General features: G+C 49.4%; 19 protein-coding genes. 7 read left to right on the plus strand and 12 right to left on the minus strand.

Features of this window, described 5'->3' with window-relative positions; translation table 11 throughout:
- The first annotated feature begins 113 nt into the window (after positions 1–113).
- The 6 genes from ACFVVF_RS26765 to ACFVVF_RS26790 all read left to right on the plus strand — a co-directional run bounded on the left by ACFVVF_RS26765 (position 114) and on the right by ACFVVF_RS26790 (position 8146).
- On the plus strand, positions 114–2090 hold the full coding sequence (locus tag ACFVVF_RS26765) for an ABC transporter substrate-binding protein (RefSeq protein WP_387816008.1): 1977 nt from the start codon (positions 114–116) through the stop codon (positions 2088–2090).
- A 119-nt stretch (positions 2091–2209) separates the two neighbouring features.
- Entirely contained in the window at positions 2210–3208 is a 999-nt protein-coding gene (locus tag ACFVVF_RS26770; RefSeq protein WP_387816010.1) for an ABC transporter permease, read from the plus strand.
- Between the two features lie 6 nt (positions 3209–3214).
- Positions 3215–4444: an ABC transporter permease gene (locus tag ACFVVF_RS26775; protein WP_387816012.1), complete on the plus strand. Its 1230-nt coding sequence runs from the start codon at positions 3215–3217 to the stop codon at positions 4442–4444.
- Positions 4402–5505 carry an ABC transporter ATP-binding protein gene (locus ACFVVF_RS26780; protein ID WP_387816014.1) on the plus strand — a complete coding sequence of 368 codons (1104 nt, stop codon included), beginning with the start codon at positions 4402–4404 and terminating at the stop codon, positions 5503–5505. Before ACFVVF_RS26775 ends, ACFVVF_RS26780 begins: the two co-directional genes overlap by 43 nt.
- A complete protein-coding gene (locus tag ACFVVF_RS26785; RefSeq protein WP_387816016.1) occupies positions 5498–6496 on the plus strand; it encodes an ABC transporter ATP-binding protein in 999 nt (332 codons plus the stop codon). The genes ACFVVF_RS26780 and ACFVVF_RS26785 overlap by 8 nt, the downstream gene beginning before the upstream one ends.
- 144 nt (positions 6497–6640) lie before the next feature.
- Complete coding sequence (locus ACFVVF_RS26790) at positions 6641–8146, plus strand: Vps62-related protein (protein WP_387816018.1); 1506 nt, start codon at positions 6641–6643, stop codon at positions 8144–8146.
- Between the two features lie 75 nt (positions 8147–8221).
- On the opposite strand, the gene ACFVVF_RS26795 is transcribed toward ACFVVF_RS26790, so the two are convergent.
- The 3 genes from ACFVVF_RS26795 to ACFVVF_RS26805 form a co-directional block, all read right to left on the minus strand.
- Entirely contained in the window at positions 8222–8881 is a 660-nt protein-coding gene (locus ACFVVF_RS26795; RefSeq protein ID WP_387816020.1) for a nucleoside/nucleotide kinase family protein, read from the minus strand.
- 6 nt (positions 8882–8887) lie between these two features.
- Positions 8888–9781, minus strand: a complete 894-nt coding sequence (locus ACFVVF_RS26800) for an alpha/beta fold hydrolase (RefSeq protein WP_387816022.1) — start codon at positions 9779–9781, stop codon at positions 8888–8890.
- Between the two features lie 66 nt (positions 9782–9847).
- Positions 9848–10387 carry a YcxB family protein gene (locus ACFVVF_RS26805; RefSeq protein ID WP_387816024.1) on the minus strand — a complete coding sequence of 180 codons (540 nt, stop codon included), beginning with the start codon at positions 10385–10387 and terminating at the stop codon, positions 9848–9850.
- 177 nt (positions 10388–10564) lie between these two features.
- On the opposite strand from ACFVVF_RS26805, the gene ACFVVF_RS26810 reads away from it, so the two are divergent.
- Positions 10565–11860, plus strand: a complete 1296-nt coding sequence (locus ACFVVF_RS26810; protein ID WP_387816151.1) for an amidohydrolase — start codon at positions 10565–10567, stop codon at positions 11858–11860.
- A gap of 94 nt (positions 11861–11954) precedes the next feature.
- Here the strand turns inward: ACFVVF_RS26810 and ACFVVF_RS26815 are convergent, their stop codons facing one another.
- The 9 genes from ACFVVF_RS26815 to ACFVVF_RS26855 all read right to left on the minus strand — a co-directional run bounded on the left by ACFVVF_RS26815 (position 11955) and on the right by ACFVVF_RS26855 (position 20786).
- Positions 11955–13019 (minus strand): NAD(P)-dependent alcohol dehydrogenase, encoded by a 1065-nt coding sequence (locus ACFVVF_RS26815; RefSeq protein ID WP_387816026.1) that lies wholly within the window; start codon positions 13017–13019, stop codon positions 11955–11957.
- 54 nt (positions 13020–13073) lie between these two features.
- Positions 13074–14189, minus strand: coding sequence for a Gfo/Idh/MocA family protein (locus tag ACFVVF_RS26820; RefSeq protein WP_387816028.1), 1116 nt, complete (start codon positions 14187–14189; stop codon positions 13074–13076).
- Between the two features lie 30 nt (positions 14190–14219).
- Positions 14220–15044, minus strand: coding sequence for a carbohydrate ABC transporter permease (locus ACFVVF_RS26825; RefSeq protein ID WP_387816030.1), 825 nt, complete (start codon positions 15042–15044; stop codon positions 14220–14222).
- 3 nt (positions 15045–15047) lie between these two features.
- Positions 15048–15911 (minus strand): carbohydrate ABC transporter permease, encoded by an 864-nt coding sequence (locus tag ACFVVF_RS26830; protein ID WP_387816032.1) that lies wholly within the window; start codon positions 15909–15911, stop codon positions 15048–15050.
- A gap of 64 nt (positions 15912–15975) precedes the next feature.
- Entirely contained in the window at positions 15976–17313 is a 1338-nt protein-coding gene (locus tag ACFVVF_RS26835) for an ABC transporter substrate-binding protein (protein ID WP_387816034.1), read from the minus strand.
- A gap of 197 nt (positions 17314–17510) precedes the next feature.
- Positions 17511–18533: a LacI family DNA-binding transcriptional regulator gene (locus tag ACFVVF_RS26840; RefSeq protein ID WP_387816036.1), complete on the minus strand. Its 1023-nt coding sequence runs from the start codon at positions 18531–18533 to the stop codon at positions 17511–17513.
- Between the two features lie 91 nt (positions 18534–18624).
- Positions 18625–19077 (minus strand): GNAT family N-acetyltransferase, encoded by a 453-nt coding sequence (locus ACFVVF_RS26845; RefSeq protein ID WP_387816038.1) that lies wholly within the window; start codon positions 19075–19077, stop codon positions 18625–18627.
- A gap of 134 nt (positions 19078–19211) precedes the next feature.
- Positions 19212–20036 carry a hypothetical protein gene (locus ACFVVF_RS26850; protein WP_387816040.1) on the minus strand — a complete coding sequence of 275 codons (825 nt, stop codon included), beginning with the start codon at positions 20034–20036 and terminating at the stop codon, positions 19212–19214.
- Positions 20037–20414: 378 nt separating this feature from the next.
- Positions 20415–20786, minus strand: a complete 372-nt coding sequence (locus ACFVVF_RS26855; protein ID WP_387816042.1) for a hypothetical protein — start codon at positions 20784–20786, stop codon at positions 20415–20417.
- Between the last annotated feature and the right edge of the window lie 642 nt (positions 20787–21428).

The following is a 21428-nucleotide window of genomic DNA, read 5'->3' on the forward strand; positions in this document are numbered from 1 at the left end:
CTTCAATCCGTAGACCATTGAATATACCAGTGGTCTAAAATACCATATTAGCTGTCGGCTGGGAGCGTCTGGTCGAACAGGAAGTATCAAATTGATGTGGGGAGAGAAGTTTCGTGGCAAAGAAATGGGTCTTGTGCTTCATGGTTGTTTTGATGGCCGCATCCTTGTTGGCCGCCTGCACGAGCAACAATTCAGGAAGCAATGGGAACAAAGGCAATAACGGCGCCAACACTGAGCAGTCACCTTCACCTGCGGCTACCGTTAAGGCGGCAATCGTGCCAGAGGCGCCAATGCTGGCCGAGTTGGTCAAAGCCGGAACATTGAAGCCGGTTGAAGAGCGTATGCCTGTCAAAGAGGACATTATGATTGAGCCTGTCTTCGAGGAAATCGGCCAATACGGCGGCGAGTGGAATTTCCCATGGAACGGTCCAGACGACAAATGGGGAATCTCCATGGCAACGGAAGAAGCAATGTTCCGCTTCAAGGAAGACGGGACAAGCGTAGAGCCTAACGTAGCCAAAGGATATGATGTCAACGCAGATGCGACAGAATACAAAATTTATCTTCGTCAAGGCATGAAATGGTCCGACGGTGTTCCATTTACAGCTGACGACGTCATCTTCTACTGGGAGCACATGCTGATTCCGGAGACATTCGGTAAAGCTCTGTACGACTGCTACTACTCCGTAGACCCGGTAACAGGCGAGAAAGCCCGTGCCGAAATCGTCAAAGTGGACGATTACACGGTAAAAGTTACGTTCAAGCATCCGAGCGTATTGTTCCTGGAGCGTCTTGCCATCGACAACAAATGGTTCTTCGCACCGGCTCATTACTACAAAACGATCCTTCCTGAGTTTATCGGCGAAGAAGCAGCTCTTGCAAAAGCAAAAGAGTACGGCTTCGAGGATCTGAAAAACTTCGGCATCTGGACTGGTTACTACTACTGGCTGTACCCGCAGCGTCCAACATTGCGCGCTTGGGTTGCCAAAAACGATATGAACAGCGACCGTTTCATTATGGAGCGGAACCCTTACTACTTCAAAACCGATTCCGAAGGCCAACAGCTGCCTTACATGGATCGTATCGTATTGACGAAGATGCAAGACAAGAGCCACAAGCTGCTTGAGACGATGGCCGGCCATGTTGAAGTTGGTTCGTTCGACTTTACAGACTACACCGTACTGAAGGAAAACGAAGCGAAAGGCAACTACCGCGTTATTCCTTGGTCGACACCTAACTGGTCCAGCACCGGCGTGCAATTGAACCAGACGACAGAAGATCCGAAGCTTCGTGCGCTGTTCCAGGACATCCGCTTCCGTGAAGCGCTGTCGCTTGCAGCCGATCGCAAAGAAATTTCGGAAATCATCACGAACGGTCTCGGCGAAGCAAGCCAAGCGTCGATTCAAAAAGGATTGCCGAACTATCAAGAGGGCTGGTCGAATCAATGGACTGCTTATGATACAGACCGCGCTGCCAAGCTGCTTGATGAAATCGGCCTGAAATGGGATGCGGCTAAAAAATACCGGACATTTGCTGACGGCTCTGACCTGACGCTGACGATCTACCGCGAAGATCCGTCCGACAATGAGAAGTTTATCGAATTGATCCGCAAGTATTACGAAGGTATTGGCCTGAAAACCGATGTTAAGATCGTGGATCAAGGCACCTTCTTCGACCTGAAATATGCGAATAAAATTCCGGTTACAGTGAAGACGGTCAGCGTTCTGAACGTTGCCTTCCGTCCGGACGAGCTGGTTCCGCTCCGTGTAATTACACCTTGGTTCGGCCACTACGGCTTGTACACTTCTTCGCAGGGCAAAGAAGGCGTGAAGCCTGAAGGCGACGTTGCAAAAATTCTTGAGGATTGGGACAAGCTGAAGGCTTCCAAAACGAAAGAAGAAGTACAGAAGTATACAGACGACATTATTAAGATCCACCAGAAAAACCAATGGGTAATCGGCTATACGGCTCCAACGCCAGGCCTCGTGGTTGCCAGAAACGATGTAAGAAACGTGCCTTCGCTCATCGCCAGCGATGAAACTCGTTATATCGGTCATGCGCACCCGGCTCAGTTCTTCATTAAAAAATAATTGATTTGATAAGCGGCCTGTCTCGAGGATTCTATCCTCAGGCCGGCAGGATCGCCGCCGCGCCCTACTAACGCGGCGGCGGTTTCCGCTTGTTTATAGCCGGGAGGAGTTATCTGCTTATGCTTCGATATATGCTGCGAAGAACGTTGATCATGGTTCCGGTCACCTTATTCGTATCGATGATCGTGTTTATTATTATTCAATTGCCGCCTGGAGACTTCGTCAGCGGATATGCCGCCAAGATGGCAACGAGCGGTGAAATTATGGACGAGCAGGCGATGGCGCTGCTTCGTGAATCGTACGGCTTGGACAAGCCGTGGTATGTGCAATATTTTACATGGATGAAAGGCATTCTTACGGAGGGCGATTTCGGCTACTCGCTTAGCTACAACCGTCCCGTATCGGATATTATCGGGCAATACATGGGCATTACGATCATTGTCTCACTGGTCTCAATGGTCTTCACTTACGTGGTGGCGATTCCGATCGGCATTCTGAGCGCAGTCAAGCAATATTCGTTCTTTGACTATCTGGCTACCGGGTTCGGATTTCTCGGTATGGCAACGCCTAACTTCCTGTTGGCGATTATACTCATGTTCATCTCCTTCCAGTGGTGGGGCGATCCGATGCTCGGCTTATTCTCAGCGGAGTTTACAGATGCGCCTTGGAATTTAGCCAAGTGGATGGACTTGCTTAAGCATATGATCATTCCGGTTATCGTAATCGGAACCTCCAATACATGCGAATTGATTCGCGTTATGCGCGGTCAAATGCTCGACGAGATGACGAAGCCGCATATTCTGACGGCTCGGGCCAAAGGCCTGCCGGAATGGCGCATCCTGCTGAAATATTCGGCTAGAGCGGCGATCAATCCGATTGTGAGTACGATCGGCTGGTCGTTAACGACGATTTTTACGGGTTCGACAATTACGGCAATTGTGCTCAATCTGCCGACACAGGGCCCTGTTATGCACAAGGCGCTGCTTAGCCAGGATATGTATCTGGCCGGAAGCTGGCTGCTGCTGATGGCTGTGTTTACGCTGCTCGGCACCTTGATTTCCGATATTTTGCTGGCATGGCTGGATCCTCGGATTCGCATGACACGGAAGGGGACTTAGCGGGGTATGGTTACACAAACGAAGGCGCTTATGCAGCGTTTCGTCCAGCGGCGTGCCAATAAGGGCACAGGACAGGACTATGCAACGTCCCACTGGAAGCTCATGTACCGTGAGCTGAAACGGCATAAGCTGGCTCGAATTAGTCTATTTGTACTGGGATTTTTTTATCTCGTTGCCCTGCTGGGCGGATTCATAGCACCGCAAGGGCTTGAAAGCTACAGCGGCGAGTATATGAACAGCGCGCCGACCAAGGTTCGCATGATTGATGCGAACGGCAAATTCCATCTGCAGCCATTCGTATACGGGCTGAAGTCAGAGCGTGATCCGGAGACGCTGCGGAAACGGTTCGTCGAGGATCCGGAGCAGATCTTCCCCGTGAAGCTGTTCGTTCATGGATCGAGCTATTCCTTTCTAGGCCTCTTTAAAACGGATATTCATTTGTTTGGCGTAGACGAGCCGGGCCGGATTTTTCTATTCGGTACGGATAGCATGGGCCGGGATATGTTCTCCCGCGTCGTGCTTGGCAGCCAGGTATCGCTAACGCTGCCGCTTGTCGGTGTATCAATCAGCTTCTTGCTGGGACTTCTTATCGGCGGCATATCCGGCTACGCCGGCGGCCGGGTGGATGCGATTATTCAGCGCTTTATCGATATTGTCCGCTCCTTCCCGACATTGCCGCTCTGGATGGCACTGGCGGCGGCGATCCCTCCGCGGGTCGGGGTCGTGGAGATGTTCTTCTACATTACGATTATTATGGCATTCATCGAATGGACCGGGCTTGCCCGTGTCGTACGAAGCAAATTTATTTCCTTGCGTTCTGAGGATTATGTAACAGCGGCGAAGATAGCCGGCGTAAGCGATTTGCGCATTATTTTCTCCCATCTGGTGCCGGGCTTTATTAGTTATCTGGTCGTAGCGGCAACACTGGCCATTCCGGGCATGATTATCGGCGAGACGGCGATGAGCTTCCTTGGCCTCGGCATTCGTTCGCCGGCTACAAGCTGGGGAGTGCTCATGCAGGAAGCGCAGCAGATTGAGAACGTGGCGCTGTATCCGTGGAAGCTGATTCCGCTTCTATTCGTTATTGTAACGGTGCTGGCATTCAATTTCCTCGGGGACGGTCTTCGCGACGCAGCGGACCCTTATAGTCATGGCAATGGGGCGAAATCGGCGAAAAGAAAGGGGAAGCGCAAGTGGGCGAGCTTAAGGTCGAAGAAAAAACAGCTGGAGGTCTAACGTCATCGGCTGCGCCGGTCGTTGAAGTAAACGGCCTGCGTGTCGGTTTTCGGACGCAAGCTGGCGTAGTGCAGGCGGTAGACGGAATTGATATGAAGATCGGACCGGGCCGGACGCTCGCGCTGGTTGGCGAATCCGGCTGCGGCAAAAGTGTAACCGGCAAAGCGCTGCTGGCGCTTCAACCGAAGCATGCCGAGGTAACCGGCGAAATATTGCTGAAGACTGCGGATTCGAAGGGCAAGGAACGTGTTGATCTGGTGAAGCTGAAGCCGGACAGCAAAGAGATGAGGGCGGTGCGCGGCGGCTCTGTATCGATGATTTTTCAAGAGCCGATGACAGCATTATCTCCTCTCCATACGGTGGGCGATCAGATTATGGAGAACGTCCTGCTGCACCGGACGCGCAATCGGAAGGAAGCACGGCAGATTGCGCTGGATATGATGAAGCGCGTAGGCATCGGCAATGCCGAGCAGCGTCTGGATCAATATCCGCATGAGTTTTCCGGCGGGATGCGGCAGCGGGTTATGATTGCGATGGCGTTGTCCTGCAATCCGACGCTGCTCATTGCGGACGAGCCAACCACCGCGCTGGACGTAACGATTCAAGCGCAGGTGCTGGATTTGATGAGAAAGCTGCAGCGGGAGCTGGGCATGGCGACGTTATTCATCACGCATGACCTTGGCGTTGTTGCAGAGACGGCTGACGATGTAGCGGTCATGTACTTGGGACGCATTGTCGAGACGGCTCCGGTAAGAGAATTGTTCAGCAACCCGAAGCATCCTTATACGAAAGGGCTTATGAAGTCTATTCCTAGAATCGGGAGCGAGACGGGACGTCTGGCCTCTATTGAAGGGACTGTGCCGCTGCCGCTCAACCGGCCGCCGATGTGCGGTTTCTACGAGCGCTGCACGGATCGGATAGAAGGCGTGTGCAATGCAATGGAAGTTCCAGAGACGCAGATCGGTCCCGATCATCGTGTACGTTGCTTCCTTTACAACGAAGAAGGCTCGAAGGCGGTTAACGGAAATAAGGATGCGAAGGAGGCGAGGACGCATGGCTGAACCGCTGCTGAAGGTTGAGAAGCTGACGAAGCTGTACCCGGGAGAGCGCAAAGATTCACCTGTGCAAGCCGTTGGCGGCGTGTCGTTTGAAGTGCAGCGCGGAGAAGTGTTCAGTATCGTCGGCGAATCGGGCTGCGGCAAAACGACGCTCGGCCGATGCATTGTACGAGGGCTTGAAGCAAGCTCAGGCAAAGTGCTGTATACGCCAGCCGATGGCGGAACGGTTGATTTTCTCCGTGCGGAGAAGCGTGATTTCAAACGGCTGCGCAAGGATATTCAATTGATTTTCCAAGATCCGTACTCCTCGCTGAACCCGAGAATGACGGTATTCGATATTATTAGCGAGCCGTTGAAAGCGAATTTCAAGCTGAGCAAGCAAGAGCTGGAGGAGCGGGTGACCGCTATTGCGGAGAAGACCGGACTTAACCCGCAATATTTGCGGCGTTATCCGCATGCCTTCTCCGGCGGACAGCGCCAGCGGATCGGTATTGCCCGTGCGCTCGTAACCGAACCGCAGCTTGTTGTATGCGACGAAGCGGTATCGGCGCTGGACGTATCTATTCAGGCGCAAATTATTAATTTGCTGAAGGACTTGCAGGAGCAGCTGAAGATGACCTACATCTTCATCTCCCATGACCTGTCCGTTGTCGAGCATGTATCGGACCGGGTTGCAGTCATGTACTTGGGACGGATCGTCGAATTGTCGCCCAAGAAGGAATTGTTTGCGCGGCCGCTTCATCCGTACACGGAGTCGCTGCTGTCAGCGGCACCTGTGCCGGACCCTGACGGCAAACGAGAGCGCATCCTGCTGGAGGGCGAAGTGCCGAACCCGGCTGACCCGCCAACCGGCTGCCACTTCCATCCGCGCTGCCGGTTCCGCACTTCCCTATGTGAGACGAAGGTGCCGGAGCTTCGCGAGGTTTCACCAGGCCGGATGGCGGCTTGTCATTATGGAGAGGAGTTGATGCTCAAAGGAATCGACAAGGGTTAGACCAAGAATAAGAGCTATACAGCTCCCGGAGTGCGAATACACCACGAGCCTTATTACTTCTGACACCGGGTGAACGGTAAAACGCTTAGAAACAGCAGCTTGCATTCATTATCGGTTATAACAGGAGAGGGAGTGGATGAAATAATGAAGTTGAAATCAGGTATGACGAAAAAATGGGCTGGCATGATGGCGGCGGTCCTCTTTGTTACCTCATTAGCGGCAGCTGGCAGTACGGCGAAGGTTAGCGCAGCAGGACCGGTCACGATTTATCGCGACGGCAATTTCTCAGGCGTGTCTCAAGAACTGACTGCAGGCTTTTATAATGTCAACGAGCTGAAAGCTGTCGTCGGCAATGATCAGATTTCCTCTGTCCGGGTTGCACCAGGATACCGGGTAACGCTGTATAAGGACTACAACTTCTCTGGCGGCTCCAAGGTCATCACTGCCGACACCGAATGGCTCGACGATTTCAATGATGAAGTATCCAGCTTGAAAGTAGAAGTCATCGGCGGACCGCATAAGCCGGTTACGGTATATGCAAATGCGCCTTACGGCGGGTTGGAGCAGGAGTTTGATGTTGGCAGCTACAACGTAGAGGCGCTCAATGTTGTCGGCAACGATCAGATCTCCGCTATGCGGGTTGCTCCGGGCTATAAAGTAACGCTGTATAAAAATTCGAATTTCTCCGGAGACTCGAAAGTCTATACATCCGACGCGATTTATCTCGATGGCTTCAATGATGCGACCTCCAGCTTGAAGGTCGAGGCGATCTCGCCGCTTGACGCTACGGCTGTAGCCGTGCCTGGCAATGCTTATTCGGAGAACTCGAAGCGCGAGCTTCTGCAAACCTTTGCTCCGCGAATCTGGTTCGCACAAGGTGAAGTATACTTCCCGTCCTCAGTGGAGTACACCTTCCCCTACGTTGACCGGTACTTGAACCCTAGCTCCGGCAAATATGAGCTGAAGACGAAAACCGAGCTGAATCCGTACGACAAGAAGCTGCCTTACTTCCAAGGCGATCTGGCCAATGCCCCAATCTATTCGTTCTGGGTAGAGAAGGAATACGGTAACGTCGATCTGGTCTACTTCCAATTTAGCGCTTATGATCTTGGTAAAACGGTTGTTGGTCAGGAATTCGGCAACCATGTCGGTGACTTCGAGCGCGTCACTGTCCGGTTGGCGAAATTCGAGCACGGAGGCACGAAGTACCTGAAGCCCGTTCAAGTGTACTACGGTGCCCACTCCTTCGGAACGACTTACAATTGGAATGAAGTCGACAAAATTAACGGAACGCATCCGGTTGCTTATTCCGCATTCGGCTCGCACGGCATGTGGAAGGACGCAGGGAATCATGTGTATCAGAATATTGTCGTTGCCCAGTTGACGGACGTGACGAACCAAGGAACGGCTTGGGATACGTGGAACCGTGTGCAGGCATTTGAATATTTCCCGCTGCAGTCAACGGGAGTTGGCCTCGGCAATCCGTGGCCGACTTGGCTGAATAAGGATTATACGAATCCGAATAGCGGCGCGATCTACCGCTTCGGCAATCCGTCGCAGGGCTCGCTGTTCGGCCAGCCGCTGCTGGCAGGCGGACCTTCCGGACCGCAGGAAAAAACGTCCCTGACGAGCGACGTTATACTCGATTAGTACGGAGAAGAAGAAAGGCTGTCCAAAGCGCATGATGTGCGCTTGGACAGCCTTTCTCTGCTTTGATATGTTCAGCTAGAGCCGGGCTTGTGGAGACGCGGCAGGTTCGAGCAGATTTAGAGCGATGAGCTTGTCGATGACCTGCTGGGCCATCTCGTCCGTCGATTGAAGTCCGTCCAGCAAAATATCGCAGTCGGGTGCAACGGCTTCAAACATTTTCAGATAGGAGATGCGTCCGCCGCGAAGATATTCCTCCAGAAAGTCTTCTACGTATTGAACTCGTTCATCTATTGGAAGATGGGTGAAATCATGGCGCAAATTCCGCAGCAGCCTGCGGGCTAAGGCAGTGTCTAAGGGAAGCTCGATGCAGCCGACAAAATCAATCAGATCGGCCATGCCTATCCGATTTCTCCCGAACGGCTCCTCCAGAATAATGTACTTGGCCGGCTGCAGCCTGCGGTTCCAGGCGTCGGTAACCTCGGCCCCGTAGGCTAAAGCTTTTAAATCCCGGAAGAAGACAGGACTTTCAATGAGCTTAACGTCGACTTCTTTGCCATCTGCTAGATCCTGATACAGATTAGGAGGGTACACCGTCGTTTCTTGATAAGCATCAAAGAAAAAAGTCACTGAATCCGGTATGAGCTGGCCTAACCGGGTGACGAGTGTGCTCTTGCCGACAGCGGATGCCGAGCCGCAGATCGTAATGATAGTGCTTCTAGCTTTATCAAGGGTCATTTAGGTTTAATCTCCTCTCAAGAACCGATTTAGCTTCGAATTAACCTCTTCCGGTTTCTCCAAGTTCATCATATGTCCAGCTCCTGAGACCATTTCGACCTGCAGGTCGAGTCCTAGTCCTTTGGCTCGTTCGAACGCTGAAGAAGCATCACTGATCACTTCCTGATCACCAAACAGAAGCAGAACAGGCATCGTCAGCCGGTGAAGCTCTTCATCGCTATATACGCTGGGTGCAACTCGCAAGGATAGCGTTCCATACTTGAAAGCGGCATAGAATTGCTCCGCCAGCAGCTTATTCAGCCGATGACGGGACAGCCATCTGAGGAACAGGTTTACATTCCATTTGACCGGCAGCGCTGCCATTAGAATGATGCGGTTAATAAAAGCCTTATGCAGCGGTACGAAAGAGGCAGCTGGACTTAAGAGAAACAGCTTCTTCACCCGCTGCGGCGCATGGCCTGCGTAATTAATGGCCTGGAAGGCCCCGTAGGATATGCCCCCGAGCGTGAAGCTATCCACATGCAGCGCTGCCAGCGTCTCCTCCAGCCATTGCGCGCATTGCTCCAGACTGGCAGGCAGATTGCTCGGCCGGCTGTTATTCAGATCGCCGATGAAATCAAGGGCATAGACGCGATGTTGTTCCGCCAGCGTTGCGATGTTAGGGTGCCAGACTGTTGAACTAAATCCCATCGCGTGCAGCAGCACCAGCGGTTCTCCATCCTCGGGGCCGCAGGTGACCACATGCGTGTCGCCAAAGCTAGTCGGGACATAGCAGGTGGAATATGGAACATCCCACTGAGCAAGACTTTTCGCATATTGGTCCCTGTAGCGGGATTCTTTCTTTAAGGTTTTGAAGTGGAGCGGGTTCTCTGATGTGGTCGTGGTGGCGGTCTGCGGCATCACATAATCCCTCCTTGCGGTATTTGAAAGCTTCCGACTGACAGGATGGTAGTCTAATGATCGTTTCTAAGATGCCTTACGAAGCTTTAATTTGTCCGTGGCTATATTTGCGTTAAGGATAAGCTTCAAAGCGGCTACACCTTGCGGTAACTGGTTCGTAATCGTGGCTTTCGGCAATAGGAGTGCGCGATTGCTTCCTACATAGATACAAATTAGAAATTTAGATTCCGTAATTTTAAAAATATCCTTCCAATTAATATGATAGGATCCGGAATCGGACGCTGTGGATATACCCGTATCGGAGAACGTGTAGGAATGATTATGTTGAAGAAGCGCATCCGACTGATACATCCGATTGGAGCGGAAAGTGACGAACAGATACATCAGACCGCTGACAAGTGCGCCTACAGCTGCCCCGCCTAGTACAGCAATCGTCACTGCAAGCCCATCCAAGGGCCTGTTATTTGCCATGAACATTACCGCAAACAGTAACCAATAGACAAAGACACTAATGACTAATAATTTCTTCTGATGCTGCAGATTGAGATGTTGAATATCTTTCCGGGTGAGGCGGATATCGAATGAAACTTGTTGAGAGTCGTTCATGCTGCGGTTCCTCCTGAATGTAGAAAATACTCGATTTAATATATGAAAAAAATAGATATAGAGGCAGAATCTCCTTATTTTAACCTAATTGTCGCAAGTGCATCAATACATTCTCATTGACTTTGCCGCAGCGTCATCGTTTATCCTCCGATTATCCAATATCTTAGGAGGTATATGATGAGAACACGAATTAAAGATGTCTTGATCCTGACCATGGCAGAGGGCAATGAATCTCCTGTACGGGGCGATATTCTAATAGAAGGCGATACGATCACGAAGCTGGGTCCGGAGATTGTGGAGGAAGCCGATGAGGTTATTGAAGGCGGGGGCAGTTTTGTTGCTATGCCGGGGCTTATTAATGCGCATCAGCATACGCCAATGAGCTTATTGAAAGGCTTCTCAGATGACCTTAAACTAATGGATTGGCTCGAACGTAAAATGCTGCCTGCAGAGGCCAGAATGACGCCCGAGGACATCTACTGGGGATCAAAGCTATCGATGGCGGAGATGATTAAGTCGGGAACGACTGCTTTTGCCGATATGTACATCCATATGAATGAAATTGCTGCGGCCGTAGAGGAAGTCGGAATGCGCGCTTCTTTAACCCGAGGGCTCGTGTTTCTAGAGGATGATGGGGGCAAAAGATTAGCAGAGGCGCTTGAGCTTGTGGAGCGCTGGCATGGAAAAGCGGACGGAAGAATCACGACGATGTTGGGCCCGCATGCTCCTTATACCTGCCCGCCTGAGCCGCTATCCAGAGTCATTCGAATGGCCGAAGAGATGAAGCTTCCTGTGCATATTCATTTGGCCGAAACGAAAGAGGAGATCGTCAAGATTAGAGAGCAATACAATCAGACGCCTGCGGAGTATTTGTACAATCTCGGGCTCTTTAATCAAGCGCATGTTCTGTTGGCTCATAGTGTGCATGTAAATCGCCGGGATATCGGCTATTTGAAGGGGATGCGCGGGGGCGTGTCGCATAACCCCGTCAGCAATTTGAAGCTGGGCTGCGGCATTGCTCCTGTTACTGAAATGATAAAGCAAGGAATTACAGTTGGGCTGGGTACTGACGGATCGGGGAGCGCCACGACGATTGATATGTTCGAGGAAATCAAAGCCGCGACATGGCTGCAAAAGCTGGATTATGGCGATCCGACCGTACTTCCCGCAGGCCAGGCACTCCGCATGGCGACAAGTGAAGGAGCGAAGCTGCTGAATATTGCTCATCAAGTCGGGACCCTCGAAGTCGGAAAGAAGGCGGATCTGATTCTGATTGATATGCACAAACCGCACCTGCAGCCGATTCATAACGTCGAATCCTTGCTAGCCTACAGCGTGAATGGTGCCGACGTGGATACGACAATCGTCAACGGGAAGGTGCTGATGCGGAATCGGAAGCTAACGACGATCGATGAAGAGGAGCTGTTGAAACAAGTCTCTGTTCGGGCTAAAAGAATCGTAGCGGGGATCTAGAGCTGCAGCAGAAAGCGTGGATTTTGATGATACAAAAAGGGAAGACGGAGTATCCGGCAATAGCCAGCCCGTCTTCCCTTTTTTATAACACCAGTTAGCTATTCGGATATACCATGACTTTAAGGCTGCCGGCTTTGTTCGTCCGGGCTCTCTCCATCGCTTCCTGCGTTTGAGCAAGCGGATAGCGGTCGGTAATAAGCGACCCGACATCGGAAATACCGGAAGCAAGGGCGGCTATGCCGCTTGGATACGTATTGGCGTAACGGAATACGCCGTACAGATCAAATTCATTGTCAGCAATAGAAGGAATGTTGAGCGGAATTTCTGCCTGGGGTGGCAGCCCGACAATAGCCAGCTTTCCGCCGCGTCGGAGCGAACTGAGGGCCGCCTGCAAGGCGTGGGGACTGCCCGCGGTTTCCCAAGCGACGTCCACGCCACTCCCGCCAGTCAGCCTGCGGATTTCCTCTACTGCGTTATGCTCGCGTACGTTGATTGCATGGGTTGCGCCAAGCCGGATCGCAGCCTCCAGACGGATTGGCTCTAGATCCGTAACGAAAATTTGACTTACGCCGTAGGCTTTAGCCGCTACAACCGCCATCAGGCCGACGGGGCCCATGCCCATAATGGCAACCGTCGAACCTGGCTTGAGCTGCGTGCGTGCAGCCGCATGAAGGCCAACGGAGAAGGGCTCGTTCAACGACGCTTCCTCAAAGCTCAGGTGGTCTGGAATGAGGAATAAGTTGTCCTCACGCATGATGATGTACTGAACAAAAGCACCGTCAACGGGCGGAGTAGCCAGGAATTGTACCTCCAGACACAGGTTATATCTTCCTTGCTTGCAGTATGCACAGCGGCCGCATACGATGCCGGGTTCCACCGCCACCCGGTCGCCATTCCGGAAGCGGGAGACCTTTTCGCCGGTTGCAGCAACGATACCCGCGCATTCATGTCCGAGTATAATCGGCTTCTCGACGACATACGGACCGATCTTGCCATGCTCGTAGTAGTGAATGTCGGACCCGCAGATCCCGACAGCCATTACCTTAACAAGCACCTCATCGGGGCCAGGCTCTGGAACGGGAAGCTCCTGAATGACGATTTCTCCCGGTTTCACCATGACAGCCGCCTTCATAACGGCAGGAATTTCCGATTGTACCATAGCGTTATACGCTCCTTATGTCAGAATGGGAAGAAAGGCTGCCTTGGTAAAAAACTATACAGCCGCTGCAGCTTCTTGTTCAATCAGCGAGTCGATGATCATTTTGAAGATGGCCAGGTCATTTTTATAATCCTCAGGAGTTGTCTTTATTTCCGTACCCTTCGTAATCGCGTCATAGAAGTACCGAAGCTCTCGCGTATAGGGGTCGGTAAGTGTTGGACGAACGACGGATTGCTTGAATGTTTCACCTGCGGTCTCGACGATATGCAACTCGGTCGGCAGATGGCGGATATAAGGCGAGTTGTATTGAATCCGCACCGATTTGGTGCTGGAATACAGCTCAATATGGGCGTCAAACCGGCCCTGTGCATCAACGCCAGTCTCGAAAGTGACGCCGAAATGGCCATAGTCGAGAATGGAGCTCAAGAAGTTGCCCCCCGAAGCGGTTGGAATCTCGGACATCTTGGAGCCGATAACCCGTTTCGGCATACCAATCAATTCCCTCATAGCGGAGAGGTCATGGCTGGATAAGCCGCACAGCAGGCGATATAGCGAGCTGTACGGGGAAGAGGCGTCCAGTCCCGTTGCTTCTTTGACGAGCCGTTCTGCACGGACTCGCTTGTCCTCCTTCAATTCATCCGGAATATCATGGAAGGTCAAGACGTTACTGGATTGTTGAACGAAAAAGCTGTTTGGCCCAATAATGTCGCGTACGCGAATATAGTGGATGTTGTCAAAGCCGCCAATTTCCTTTACCGCCTCTTCGAATGCTGCCGCATAGCGTCTCATGTAGCCGACCATTACTTTGACGTTGTTCCGGTCACGGGCTTCAATAATAGCGTCCGCTTCGGATTGCGTCAGCGTCATTGGCTTTTCGACAAGCACATGCTTGCCCTCGTTGGCTGCCGCAATCACGCATTCAGCATGATATTCATCGCTGTTCAATACAAATACAGCATCGATATCCGCTTGCTTAACAAGCTCAGAGGCTTCCGTATACAGATTCGTTACCCGATACTTCTCTCCCATGGCTGCAACCAGTTGAGGTGAAATATCACAGAGGGCTACGATTTTATATTGGCCAGGCAAAGAGTCCAGTACGGGCAGGTGAATGACTTGTGCGACTTCTCCGAGTCCTATAATGCCGACATTAATAATGTTCGTGTTCATCGAGTTTCTCTCCTTATGTGTTTTCAAGTATTAGCCTTTGACAGAGCCGGAGGCTGCGCCATAAGCGATATATTTTTGTACGAATAGCAGGAAGATCAGTATAGGCAATGCCGACAGTGTCGCTGCAGCCGTCAGTCCGCCCCACTGCGTGGCGTTCTGCTGCATGAACATTTGCAGTCCAAGCGGCAAGGTCATCAGGCTTTCTTTCTTAATGAAGATATTCGGAATGATATAGTCGTTCCAGGACAATAGAATCGTAAAGATCGATACCGCTGCAATGCCCGGACCTGAGATCGGGAGCACAATTCGAGTGAAGGTACTCCAGCGGTTGCAGCCGTCCATCCAGGCCGCTTCCTCAATTTCGCCCGGGATGGAGTCGAAGAATCCTCTGAACATCAGAACGGACACCGGCAGACTAATCGAGGTTTGGATCAGGATGACTCCTGTTAACGTATCGATCAGATGCAGCGAACGGAACGCCAGAAACAGCGGCAGCATGACCAGCACAAATGGAAACATTTGAAGCAGCAGCAGTACGACTGAGAAGGAGCCTGTCAGCTTTGTACGGAAGCGTGAGATCGCATACCCGGCCAAAGCACCGATCAGAATGGTTGCCACTACCGTTAGAGAAGTAACAATAATGCTATTGATAAACTGCTGCCAGAAGGCAGATTTGTCGTTGACAAACAGATAATTTTCCATGGTCCAATGCTGCGGCAGCACCTGTGTCGAGGTCATAATTTCCGTATTCGATTTGAAGGAATTCAGCACCATTGTGATGACAGGCAGGTTCACGACAATCGATATGACCAGCAAAAAGAGGAACACCAGAGCAATTAGCGGTTTTTTGTTCATCGTCTAATCCTCCTTCTTCTGGACTCTCATTAGAATGAGTGCAAGAGCCAGCAGAACGATCAAGCTTAGGATGCCGAGTGCCGAGCCGATGCCGGTCGAGCTTTTGATAAAGGCATATTTATAGCTCATAATAATCAGGTTTTGGGTAGCATCAAGCGGTCCGCCAGATGTCAGCAGCCACAGAACGTCAAAGTCATTGAAGCTCCAAATGCTCATCAGAATCCAGCTTACGAAGGTTGCGGTCTTGAGCTGCGGCAGCGTAATGCTGACAAAAGTCCGCCATTTGCCGGCTCCGTCAATGCTCGCTGCTTCGTACATATCGTTGTTAATCGTCTGTAGGGTTGCCAGCAGGGAGACCATCATGAACGGGAAGCTTCTCCAGATTTTGACCATGATAACGGAGAATACGGCCCATTTTTCCGAGCTTAGGAATAGAATCGGTTCGAAGCCAAACGCTTGAATGACAGTATTGACTAGTGCAGTTTGATCTCCAATCATCGAGCGCCAGCCAACCATCGAGACGACGGAGGATACGACCCAAGGCACGAGCAAGGCTACCCGGAAAATGCCTCTGCCCGGAATGTTCATATTGAGCAGCACGGCGAGGAACAGTCCGACCACATAGCTGCCGAGAACAGAGCAGATCGTAAATCCGATGCTGAAAGTGAAGGCTTTCCAGAATTCGCTCATTCGGAATATCTCGGCGAAGTTCTCCAAGCCGACGAAGGAACCGGAATCCAGCAGAGACCCGTCTTTCAGACTATAGATAATGCCAGAGATGAACGGATACAGACTGACAAGGGATATAAATAGAATTGCCGGGCCCAGCATGCGAAGCTGCAGCCACTTCACGCCTTGTTCTTTCATGGATGTCACTCACTTTCCCGGATGCGGAGGAAGCGCCTTTCGGCACTCCCCGCGTCCAAGTTCATCATTTTTTGTTGCCCATGATCGTCTCGTATTTCTTTGCGGTTTCTTCCATCGATTCCTTGACTGGTCTGCCGGACATCAGCTTCTGAATCATCGTCAGCGTCGTTCCGTCGCCTTCGATTTCGTTCAGCTCAGGGAATCCTCCCGGAGCTTGGAAGCCCGTTGTTTTCATAATGCCAAGATACTCGTCGGCAATCAGCTTCAGGATCGGATTGTTCTGCCAGTAAGGATCTTGAGTGAAGGATTGCTTAACAGGGAATCCGCCTTGTTTGCCTTCCGTCCAGAGCGTTTTGTTGTTCTCGGACCACCATTTGAGGAAGGTTTTTGCTTCATCCGGGTGTTTGGTTGCTTTATAGATCATGATGTTGTTAACCCAGCCGAGCGTACCTTTATCGCCATGAGGTCCAGCGAGCGGCTCTAACACGCCGATTTTATCCGCCAGTTCCGGGAAGCTGTCCGGCAAGCTTGGCGTGTGAATGAACACACCGCCGCGTCCGGCGCCGAATTCTTTAACGCCGCTGTCGCCGTTGAAGCCCAGCATAGCCGGATTGACAGAGCCGTCACTAACGATATCAGCCAAAAATTGAGCAGCCTCAACGTTGCGTTCGTTCAGCAAATCGACTTTCTTGTCTGGTGTGAAGAGGCCGCCGCCGTTGTTCAGCATGAGGGAGAATAGTGCTTGAAGGCCCAAGTTCGGGTCATTGCCCGGCAGTACAAGGCCGTATTTGCCGTTGCCGTTGATCTTCTTCAAGTCAGCTCTAAGCTCGTCCCATGTCTTCGGAAGCTCGGTAATGCCAGCCTCTTGGAAAACATCCTTGCGGTAAAAAGGAACCCGGATGTCGATCATCCACGGGAAAGCGACATAATGTCCGTTATACTTGAGCGCCTCTACGCTGCCTGGGACGAAATCATCCAGCTTGCCTTCGCTTCTCAGCTCTTCAATGACATCATCAATTGGAAGGATGGCATCATTGTCCGTGAACTGAAACGCCTGGTAGCCTGCGCCTGTACTAATATCCGGCGGAGCGCCTGCTGCAATGGCGGTCGTAAAGGTCTGGTACCAGTTATTCCATGGCGTGGACTGGTAGGTCACTTTAATTGTCGGATGCTCGCTGTTGAATTGTTCAACCAGCTTTTGCGCTTCCTCCACATAGGATGGAGGACCCCAGACCATATCCCAAAAATTAATTTCTACAGGCTTCTCTGCAGTGCCGCTTCCCGGCTTGGAGCCGTTTATCTGCGGTTCACCGTTACCGCCTTTGCTGCAAGCGGTTACAGAAAAAGCAATTACGATAATGAACAAAACCGTCAACCATTTCTTCGACATTCTTTTAGACATTTACATTCACCCCTGTTTATGTTCGTAGTAGCCTCTTGCCGATTTCGTAGCCGTTAGACGGATCTGTCATCACCACCTCAAAATAATATAAAACGTTTAATTATAATTAGAACAACATGTTAAAACGCTTACAACTATAAATAAAATTGAAACGTTTATATTTTGAAGAATAGCCTATCGGCACCCATCTGTCAATATTAGATTTGGGCGCCGCTGCTTTCTCGAATAATCAGCTTCATAGGGAACGTGACTGTTTTTGCAAAATGATCGGTATCCGGCTTCTCAATTTGCTCAATCAGAATGGTAACGGCAGAGCTCGCCATCTCGGTAATCGGCTGTCTGACGGTCGTTAGAGCAGGACGGTACAGGCTGGCCATATTAATGTCATCGAATCCAACCACAGCTTTATCGGCTGGGACATGCATGCCCAAGTCCTCAAAGGCTTTAATTGCGCCGATTGCAATCAGATCGTTAGAGCAAAAAATCGCAGTGAATTCCACGTTATCCTTGCATAGCTTCTTGGCACAGTCGTAGCCGTATTGGCTGAAGAACTCAAATTTCTCCTCCTGGCCGCTGATCATAAGCCGTTCGTCAACAGGAATCCGATTCAGCATCAGCGAATTACGGTAGCCCAGCTCCCGTTCAATGCCGCTCAAATAAGACCCGATATAGGCAATCTTCGTATGGCCAAGCGAGATCAGATGATCCACTACCTCCATGGAGCTAGCCATGTAGTCTCCCCATACGGTCGTCAGCTTCTTCTCGTAAGGGTGGAAGGAAACGAGGGGAATCCCCCACTCCAGCAGCGCTTCGACATAGCGTTTGTCTGCTTTGCTTCCAAGGCCAAGGGAGGCGATAATTACGCCATCGACATTGCGCTCTTTGAGCGTGTTCAACGATATTTGCTCCACCTTCGGGTCGGATTCGGTCGTTAAAATAAGCAGGGTGTAGCCGAAGTTCAGCAGCTGTCTTTGTATATTGCCGGCAAGAGAGCCCCAGAATTCATTGGAAAGGGAAGGGACGACCATACCGATTGTGTTGGTCTTCTTCCGGATCATCGTTCTGGCCGCTTGATCCGGGACGTAATTCAGCTTTTCAATGACTCGCGTGACCTTTTCCCGCGTCTCTTTCTTTACAATATCCTTGCCGTTAATGACATTGGAGACAGTAGCGATGGATACTTTGGCTTCTCTAGCGACATCTTTAATGGTAGCCTTCATGATTGCCCCCTCGAAAAATTTAAACGTTTAATATTATCTTTAAATATTAACGGGGGATTGTCAACCTAATTGTTGAGATGAGGCTTGCCCTCTATTCAAGAATGAGCTTCATACCCTCATGGCTGGCGGTAAATCCAAGCCTGTCGTAGAAGCGATGGGCGTCCCCGCGTTGCTTGTCCGTTGTCAGCTGTACAAGCCCGCATCCGGTAGACTTGGCAATGGCGATTGCTTCTTTGAACAAAGCTTCGCCCACCCCTTTTCCGCGATAGCTGCCGTCGACCCGCACTCCTTCGATTTGAGCACGCAGCATGCCTTGCCGGGCGAGGCCGGGTATGATAACCAGTTGAAGGCAGCCTATAATTGCTTCGTCTTCGATGGCTAGAATGATCTGATTGCCGGTCTGCGCCTCTATGGCGGCAAAGGCATTGTGGTAAAGTGCGGGAAGGGGGTTTTCAAAGCGCTCGCGCTGCGAGCCGAGCTCGTCGTCCGCAAGCATGCGGACAATAGCGGGCAGGTCGGATTCTTGTGCTTTTCGGAAATGCATGGTGGTTCACTCCTTGATGTGGATGATTTAAAGTCCATGGGTAGAGTATATCATCAAGTGGAATATGGGATAATTTGCTGGTAATAGATAGAGGCATCAATGAGAAGTATTATTTAATAGATGAAATTACTGCTTCAAAAAAAATCATCTATATGGCTTAACTTAAAATATGATTCTTTAAGCTTCTTCCTTATTTCATTATCACTTAAACTTGATGTTATAATTTCTCTTTCGAAATCCTCTAGCCAACCGATCTTAAGACGCTTTGTAAATATAACGATAAGAAATTGAAGCAATAAAATGATAAGAACAAATATTAAACCAAAGAGTGCTATTTTTAAGTCAATATTACTGAAATGATATAAAATAACTATCATAACAAGAGGATATAAATTAGTATATGTGCCGATAGACTTTATGTAACGAAGATAAAGACTAAAATCATTACCTTTAAATGTTGATTCAATTCTCTGATACTTCATCGCGGAAATTTTTCCAAATACACCCAGTAACCCAAACGTTAACATGAAAAGTACATTGCAACCTAAGATCATAAGTATATCTATTCTGAGGTCTAAATTTAAGATGATTGCAAGACTTGTTAGTACAATTGATGTTATTCCTACATTGAGTTCAAAAAATTTCATTATTTTTCTGTATTGAAGTTCAAGAGGTGGCACATCTACTCTTCTATAATTAATAATTTTATGAATTCGAAACTCTTGATTAAAAGCGTGGAAGATACTATTACTAAAGTTTAAAAAGATAGCAATATATAAAATGAGTCTGTCCAAATTCCGAAACATTAATGGGATTTCCGGGAATATTAAATAACCTAATGTCCCTATCGCAACACATAATACCCAATTGTTGATCCCACCCGAAGCTATTTTCTGTCGTTCTCTTTCTTGTAATCGGTTAATATAGTCTAGCCAATCTTTCTGTGTTAATTTCTCCAATTGTTACCCTCCTGATTATTACGTAACTTTTAGGAAGCTAGAGATACAAAAATAGATTCACTACTCTGTTAAAGCAAATATAAGTGCTTTTTCTCAGATCAAATAAGTAAACACTTTTTGGGTAATTTTTGTTATTGGGTTCATCAGAAAGAACTCCCTCTTTTCGTCCCACTGCGGGGTTAATCGCATAGAAATTATATTAAATTGGAAAATAATCTAGTTTAATACCGTTTGTTAACGATTGTTGTCATTGCGGTATCTTACCTGTCCTGACTTGAAGATGGTTCTTTAATATTAGTAGTTTTGCTTGCCACCGAAAACAGTGGACGTTGGCACGCCATGGTGGCATAAGGTAACGATGACTCGTTAGGATATACGTTAACTGAGACTCGATTCAAATTCTCTAACTAGCGACTCAATTGCCCGGAGATTTCCATTCCGTTGTGCTCGATAATATTCGACATGCTGTCTGACGGCACTGATGGCATTTATGAGCTGATTTTCTCCAAAATCGAGGAAAATCATTGACAAATAGTAACGGGTGGCTGCGGTATTCATAGTCCTGCGGTATTCTGACCCTTCCATCATATGTTTGAAGACATACACATAAGTAAGAGCCGACCCACGATCCATATCGCTCGAAGTGGTGATGTAATTGAGAGCCTTGTCTTGATCGATCTGTCCTTTATAAATCTTCTTTGCATAATCGTATGAAACGGTAACCATTTCCGCATTAATAGCTTTACCCATTTGAAATTCACTCCTCGGATGAGACTGATCAGATCATGTGCGTCTTTCATTGTAATAAAATTCCTGATTATAAGTCTATAAAATTGTGTTCCATATCTCAGTTTTACTGGTTTATATTTTTTTTCTCTTTGCTGTCTTTCTGCTGTCCTGTAGGGCAACCGAGGACAGTAGAAAGACAGGCAGCTCCTGAAAACATACCCACAAAAACAAAAGAACCACACAATAGTCAGGTTTAGAAGTCTTAAAGAATGGCAGATAGGATGCTGACGTATGACCTCTACCGAACGGCAGTGCCACAGAGAGAGATTGCCCAATAATACAAAAAAACCATAACAGTACGATTCTTCATTTTTTTAGTATGGCTCGCCCGATACGATTGGAAAGTACGACCTGTAGTTTAATATTGGATTCTGTTAACATATCGCCACTGGTAGAATTTCGAGTTTCTTATCCCTTTAAGGATATGGAAATATTGATCACAAGAACTTATATACCTATTTTTCTAACTAAATCCATTAAAGGATTTTTTAATTTTTACATTTTTTTAATACTTACTATTAAAATAAGATAGTTGTGTTATAATTGGAAATAGATAAATGGAAAGGAGGAGTTTCAAAATATTTTTTTTGAAATAAAATACTT

It is taken from the genome of Paenibacillus sp. NPDC058174 (genome assembly GCF_042883865.1).
In the GTDB taxonomy this organism is placed as follows: Bacteria; Bacillota; Bacilli; order Paenibacillales; family Paenibacillaceae; genus Pristimantibacillus.

What these genes read in the sequence shown, in the direction of transcription:
- ACFVVF_RS26770 (WP_387816010.1), top strand. Translation starts at nt 2,210, where the DNA reads ATGCTTCGATATATGCTGCGAAGAACGTTGATCATGGTTCCGGTCACC.
- ACFVVF_RS26775 (WP_387816012.1), top strand. Translation starts at nt 3,215, where the DNA reads ATGGTTACACAAACGAAGGCGCTTATGCAGCGTTTCGTCCAGCGGCGT.
- ACFVVF_RS26785 (WP_387816016.1), top strand. Translation starts at nt 5,498, where the DNA reads ATGGCTGAACCGCTGCTGAAGGTTGAGAAGCTGACGAAGCTGTACCCG.
- ACFVVF_RS26790 (WP_387816018.1), top strand. Translation starts at nt 6,641, where the DNA reads ATGAAGTTGAAATCAGGTATGACGAAAAAATGGGCTGGCATGATGGCG.
- ACFVVF_RS26795 (WP_387816020.1), bottom strand. Translation starts at nt 8,881, where the DNA reads ATGACCCTTGATAAAGCTAGAAGCACTATCATTACGATCTGCGGCTCG.
- ACFVVF_RS26800 (WP_387816022.1), bottom strand. Translation starts at nt 9,781, where the DNA reads ATGCCGCAGACCGCCACCACGACCACATCAGAGAACCCGCTCCACTTC.
- ACFVVF_RS26805 (WP_387816024.1), bottom strand. Translation starts at nt 10,387, where the DNA reads ATGAACGACTCTCAACAAGTTTCATTCGATATCCGCCTCACCCGGAAA.
- ACFVVF_RS26810 (WP_387816151.1), top strand. Translation starts at nt 10,565, where the DNA reads ATGAGAACACGAATTAAAGATGTCTTGATCCTGACCATGGCAGAGGGC.
- ACFVVF_RS26815 (WP_387816026.1), bottom strand. Translation starts at nt 13,019, where the DNA reads ATGGTACAATCGGAAATTCCTGCCGTTATGAAGGCGGCTGTCATGGTG.
- ACFVVF_RS26820 (WP_387816028.1), bottom strand. Translation starts at nt 14,189, where the DNA reads ATGAACACGAACATTATTAATGTCGGCATTATAGGACTCGGAGAAGTC.
- ACFVVF_RS26825 (WP_387816030.1), bottom strand. Translation starts at nt 15,044, where the DNA reads ATGAACAAAAAACCGCTAATTGCTCTGGTGTTCCTCTTTTTGCTGGTC.
- ACFVVF_RS26830 (WP_387816032.1), bottom strand. Translation starts at nt 15,911, where the DNA reads ATGAAAGAACAAGGCGTGAAGTGGCTGCAGCTTCGCATGCTGGGCCCG.
- ACFVVF_RS26835 (WP_387816034.1), bottom strand. Translation starts at nt 17,313, where the DNA reads ATGTCTAAAAGAATGTCGAAGAAATGGTTGACGGTTTTGTTCATTATC.
- ACFVVF_RS26840 (WP_387816036.1), bottom strand. Translation starts at nt 18,533, where the DNA reads ATGAAGGCTACCATTAAAGATGTCGCTAGAGAAGCCAAAGTATCCATC.
- ACFVVF_RS26845 (WP_387816038.1), bottom strand. Translation starts at nt 19,077, where the DNA reads ATGCATTTCCGAAAAGCACAAGAATCCGACCTGCCCGCTATTGTCCGC.
- ACFVVF_RS26855 (WP_387816042.1), bottom strand. Translation starts at nt 20,786, where the DNA reads ATGGGTAAAGCTATTAATGCGGAAATGGTTACCGTTTCATACGATTAT.